Genomic DNA, 5302 nt, shown 5'->3' with positions numbered 1-5302 from the left:
GAGGACGTCATGACGACGCGTTATTGCCGGTTCCAGGATGAGGGCGGTGCCCGGTTCGGCCGCATCGAGGGTGAGCAGGTGGTGGTGCTCTCCGGCGCGCCGTGGGCGGGCGGAGAGGACACGGGCCGGCGGGTGGCGCTGAGCGCGGTGAGGCTGCTGGTGCCCTCGGAGGCCTCGAAGGTGGTGTGCATCGGGCAGAACTACCGCAAGCACGCCGAGGAGATGGGCAAGCCCGTCCCGCCCGAGCCCCTCATCTTCATGAAGCCCTCCACCGCGCTCAACGCGCACCGCTCGCCCATCCAGCTTCCCCCGGTGAGCCAGGACGTGCAGTACGAGGCGGAGCTGGGTCTGCTCATCGGCGAGCGCCTGAAGAACGTGGACGAGGCCACCGCCGCCCGCGCCATCTGGGGCCTCACCTGCATCAACGACGTGACGGCGCGTGACATCCAGCGCCGCGAGGTGCAGCACACCCGCGCCAAGAGCTACGACACCTTCGCCTGCACCGGGCCGTGGATCGTCACCGGACTGTCCCCGGCGGACCTGCGCATCCTCTGCCGGGTGAACGGGCAGGTGCGCCAGGACAGCCGTACCTCGGACATGGTCTTCAACCCCGCCCGCCTGGTGTCCTTCATCTCCCACATCATGACCCTCCTGCCAGGCGACCTCATCAGCACGGGGACTCCCTCGGGCGTGGGCCGGCTGGTCGCTGGGGATACGGTGGAGGTGGAGATCGAGGGAATCGGGACCCTGGCCAATCCTGTTGAGATGGGGCCTTGAGCGCCACCGTCTACGTCGGGCTGGGCTCCAACCAGGGAGACCGTGAAGCCCAACTCGTCTCCGCCCTGGAGGCGATGTCACGCATCGATGCAGTAGCGGTGCTGCGCTGCTCCTCCCTGTTCGAGAGCGCTCCCGTGGGCCCTCCTCAACCGCGCTACCTCAACGCCGTGGTCGCGCTGGAGTGCGCGCTGCCTCCCCAGCGGCTGCTCTCCATCCTGAAGCACATCGAGAAGGATCTCGGTCGGCATCAGGGAGGCCCTCGCTGGGGTCCTCGCCCCATCGACCTGGACATCCTCCTCTGGGAGGGTGAGGTGGTGGCGGATCCCAACCTCCAGGTGCCCCACCTGGAGCTGCACAAACGTCGCTTCGCGCTGGAGCCCCTGGCCGAGGTCGCCCCCCACGCGGAGCACCCGGTGCTGGGCCTGACGGTGAAGGAGCTGCTCACCCAGCTCGCTCCTCAGGACGTGCGCCGGTGCATGGCCACCCAGTGGCCCGAAACCCTTTGCCTGGTAAACGAGTGATGACCCTCTCCCTCGCCTTGACGGCCGCGGCCCTGCTCGCCGCCGAGCCCACCAACCTGCCCGCCGGTCACCCGCCTCTCGGCTCGGAGGCCCAGCCCTCGGCCGCCGCCCCGGCCTCTCCCGGGAGCATGGGCGCGATGCCCGAGGGGCACCCCAACTTCGGAGAGGGGACGCCGGAGGGCCACCCGCCGACGACGGGCCGGGCGCCGCCCACCGCGGAGGAGTTGCTCCAGCAGCTCGACAGCATGCAGGGCCTGCGCGAGCGGGAGAAGACGTTCGAGATCGCCTCGTCGCTCGGCAAGCTCTACTACACGAACGGCCGGCCGGGAGAGGCCATCCTCTACTTCCTCCAGGCGGAGGAGAAGGCGATGGCCACGCGCGAGTTCTTCCTGGCCCAGCGCAAGAAGCTGGGGAAGGGCGCGGTGCCGAGCGCGGCGGACGCCAACTGTGGCTTCACGGAGCAGACGCCGGTGGAGTCCATGGGGGCAACGGCCGCGGAGCGCGCGAAGAAGGGCGACACGGCGGGAGCGGTGGCCTGTGCGCGCGCGGCGCTGGAGCCGGTGCTGGAGGTGGAGTCGATGCGCGCCAACGCGCTGCTCCTGTCCAACAACCCGGAGGACGCGCTGGGGGTGTACGAGCGGGTGCTGACGGTGGCGCCCTCGTACGCGGACGCGCTCTTCGGGCGCTCGGCGCTGCTGTACGAGACGCGGGGCGAGGACGTGAAGGCGCTGCGGACGGCGCACGAGGGCTTCGAGGCCTTCCTCGCGGCGCATCCGGACTCGGCGCGGGCGCCGCTGGCGCGCAAGCTGAGCCGCATGTCGGACGAGGCGCTGAAGGCCGGTGGGATGAAGAAGTGGGTGGCCTCGCGCGCGGAGGACCGGCGCATCCGGGCCTCGAAGCTGGACCTCACGCCGAAGCAGCCGACGATGATGGCGCAGGGCCCGATGGCCGGCGCGGGTGGGCCGATGGCGGGTGGCGGAGACACCGGAGCGCCCGCGCTGTCGCAGGAGACGATCCAGGCGATGCAGAACGTCGAGCGCACACCGGAGCTCGAGGCCCAGCTCACCAAGACGGTGGAGCAGGCCGAGGAGTTGCTGGCGAAGGGTCGCTTCGACGAGGCGCTGGCGGCGTACCGGCAGGTGATGCCGCTGCGTCCGGACGGCCGGGTGAAGGCGGGGATGGCGTGGACGCTGATCGGCCTGGGCAAGCCCACGGCGGACAGGATCTGGAGCGTGGCGGTGGGCTCGGAGCCGGCGGCGGTGGATCAACTCGGCGAGACGCTGAAGGCCAAGGGCGACGTGAAGGGCGCGAAGGCGCTCTGGACGAAGCTGGCGGCCTCGGCGCCGGACTACGCGGCCCAGGCCTCCCTCCAGGCCAAGTTGAACCAGTAAGACCAGGCCTGCTCACTTATTGTCTCCGTGCCCTTGGGTGCGGTCGCTTCGTGGGCCTGGGGGTGGAGAATGCACGCTGACTCGCCGCGGGCCTCATGGGCGGTGCTGCTGCTCGCCATGGTCCTGCTCTCCACCGGCTGTGCGTCACAGACACCACCGTATGGCGGGGGGATGAACCTGCGCTCCACACCGCGCGAGCCTGACGGGCCCGCGTTGGCCGAAGGGCCTGCGCGGCGGAGTGCCACACAGGCCCGTCAGGCGGTCTTCAGTGCTGTTCTCGACGTGTCGGGCTCCACCCGCCGTATCGCCGGCGAACTCTCCAGACTCAAGACCAGCAAACCAGGCATTGCTGGCCGACACGCGGACCTGTTCATCCCCTTCGTCGATTATGGCGTTCAGCAACTGCGATGGATTGACGCCGAACTCGCTGCGGTCACCAGGCTGTCCAACACGGCCTCGGAGGTGGATGACCCGGATATGCAGCTCGCTCTCCTGCGCCTCACCGGCCCACGGCTCGAAGCCGCCATGTTGGGCTCCATCCTGCTCGCCGTATGGCTCGACTTCCTGCACCTCTCCGACGTCGTACTCCAGCAGTGCCCCTACTACAGCGTGGAGCGGCTGTTCCGGCAGATGGACCGCTTGCAGATGATGCTCAAGCCCGCCATGACGGCGCTTGCCTCTCTGGAACCAGGGCAGGTCGAGGCTACGGCGACCGACCTCCCCGCGCTGATAGGCCACCTTACCGGCGACTTCGCTGCAACCCGTGAGGCCGTGCGCGTGGCGGCGGAGCAGTTCGAGAAGATGCTGGTGGTGAAGGATCTCATCGAGATGCTCACCACGGCCTCGGCGATGAAGGTGGCACTGCTCCGGCTGCCGCCAGCCGCTCCCGCCACGCTCGGCGTGGGCCTCGTGGTGGGCTCCAACGGCGTGATGATGGGCACGCAGATGGTGGTCTCCGCCGAGTGGGTGGAGATGGTGCGCCAGCTCGTGCGGGCGGGCGTCCTCTCCATTCCCGTTGTCAGCGCCGCTGTTCGGATTCACGCCGGCCAGGTGATGATGTCCGAATCAGACCAGGAGCTGCCGCGGGGCGTGCGCGACGCGCTCGGCGACGGGCCCGAGGTGCGAGGCATGCGTGTGACGGACAGAGCAGGGGCTGGCATGGCCGAGTCACCGCAGCATCACGTCCTGCCACGAGAGCAGCGCGAGTGGTTCGAGAAGCGCGGCTTCACCGGTGAAATGAGCATCGACCAGTTCTGCGTCAAAATGGAGCGGGCAAGCCACGAGGCCATCCATGGGGGGGGCGACTGGCGCCTCGGTCGCACATGGGCGGGCGAATGGAACCGGATGATCATGGAGGCGCTGCACGAGGCCGAGGCTGAAGCTGGCCGGATGTTGACGCGGAACGAGATCCTGAAGCTCGTCGCGAAGCGGATGAAGGACTACGGTCTCCCGATGAACTTCACCCCCTGGAGAGGGCAATGACCGACGGGAGCTCCTGGCGGGGCTCCTGGAAGGTGCGCCTGTATGAGCGAGTCCGCGAGCGTGGTTATGATTCGCTCACCGCCTTCGCCGAGGCCCGCCCCGCTGTCCCGTTGTATGCACTGGCCGAGGAGCTTGGCGAGGACGACGTCGCCGGGGTGCAGGTGTTGAGCGGGTTGCTCGCCGAGGCGGAGCAGCGCAACCAGGTCACTCGCTTTGTGCGCGATGTGCTCGTGCGCCTGTTGTCCCAGAGTCTCCCTGAGGGTTGGCCAGCCGTGCTGGACGACGCCAACCGTTTCAATGTCGCCGAGGCGCTCGGGTCATGGTCCGCCTACACCCCGGAAACGCATAAGGAGCGTGTCCGGCAGGCCAGGGCCGCGCTCCGCGCCGCGCCGCCGCCGCCCGGCTGGCGCCCGCTCAGCCCCGATGACGAGCTGCTGCGCACGCTCTTGCCCGACGAAATGGTCTAGAAGGACCGCGCGGCCAACAGGTCCTGGACGTCGAGCAGACCCACGGACTTGCCCTCGGCGTCGACCACGGGCAACTGGTCCACGCGGAACTCGCGCATGAGCCGGGTGGCCTCGAGCACCAGCACCTCGGGGCCCACGCAGCGGGGCCGCTTGCCCATGACCTCGCGGATGGGCTTCTGGAAGTCGGTCTCCCCGCGCTCGACGAGCCGGCGCAAGTCGCCGTCCGTGAAGATGCCCACGAGCAGGCCCTGGCGGTCGACGACGTTGGTGGCGCCCGGACGGCCCGGGGTGTTGGTCATCACCACCACGGCCTCGGAGAGCTTCGCGGACTCGCGGACGACGGGGTTGGCGGGGCCGGAGCGCATCAGCTCGAAGACGCGCATGACGGAGCGGCCAATCTTCCCGCCGGGGTGGAGCAGGGCGTACTCGGCGGAGCCGAAAGGCCGGGCGCGCAGCACCGCCATGGCGAGCGCGTCACCGATGGCGTGCAGCGCGGCGGTGGAGGCGGTGGGCACCAGGCCCATGGGGCAGGCCTCCTCGATGCGGCCGATGTCCAGCACCACGTCCGCGCCTCGGGCCAGGGCGCTCTCCGCGTCACCCGTGATGGCGATGACGGGGGCACCCAGCCGCTTGAAGGAGGGCAGCAGCCGCACCAGCTCCTCGG

At 69.6% G+C, this 5302-nt stretch carries 6 protein-coding genes; 5 read left to right on the top strand and 1 reads right to left on the bottom strand.

All coding sequences use genetic code 11. From position 1 onward, the window contains the following. Positions 1–9 precede the first annotated feature (9 nt). The 5 genes from VF794_RS04340 to VF794_RS04320 all read left to right on the top strand — a co-directional run bounded on the left by VF794_RS04340 (position 10) and on the right by VF794_RS04320 (position 4638). Complete coding sequence (locus tag VF794_RS04340) at positions 10–777, top strand: fumarylacetoacetate hydrolase family protein (protein ID WP_331107909.1); 768 nt, start codon at positions 10–12, stop codon at positions 775–777. Further along, positions 774–1298: a 2-amino-4-hydroxy-6-hydroxymethyldihydropteridine diphosphokinase gene (gene folK / locus VF794_RS04335; RefSeq protein ID WP_331107908.1), complete on the top strand. Its 525-nt coding sequence runs from the start codon at positions 774–776 to the stop codon at positions 1296–1298. The genes VF794_RS04340 and folK overlap by 4 nt, the downstream gene beginning before the upstream one ends. Beyond that, a complete protein-coding gene (locus VF794_RS04330) occupies positions 1298–2689 on the top strand; it encodes a tetratricopeptide repeat protein (protein ID WP_331107907.1) in 1392 nt (463 codons plus the stop codon). The genes folK and VF794_RS04330 overlap by 1 nt, the downstream gene beginning before the upstream one ends. 171 nt (positions 2690–2860) lie before the next feature. After that, entirely contained in the window at positions 2861–4171 is a 1311-nt protein-coding gene (locus VF794_RS04325) for a DUF2380 domain-containing protein (protein WP_331107906.1), read from the top strand. Continuing rightward, complete coding sequence (locus VF794_RS04320; protein ID WP_331107905.1) at positions 4168–4638, top strand: NUDIX hydrolase; 471 nt, start codon at positions 4168–4170, stop codon at positions 4636–4638. The genes VF794_RS04325 and VF794_RS04320 overlap by 4 nt, the downstream gene beginning before the upstream one ends. Here VF794_RS04320 and VF794_RS04315 read toward each other — a convergent pair. Further along, the coding region (locus VF794_RS04315) for a CBS domain-containing protein (RefSeq protein WP_331107904.1) at positions 4635–5302 on the bottom strand (668 nt) is incomplete at its 5' end. The two genes, VF794_RS04320 and VF794_RS04315, sit on opposite strands and share 4 nt — an antisense overlap.

It is taken from the genome of Archangium sp. (assembly GCF_036389735.1).
Lineage (GTDB): Bacteria > Myxococcota > Myxococcia > Myxococcales > Myxococcaceae > Archangium.
This window is presented reverse-complemented; position numbering and strand designations above follow the sequence as displayed.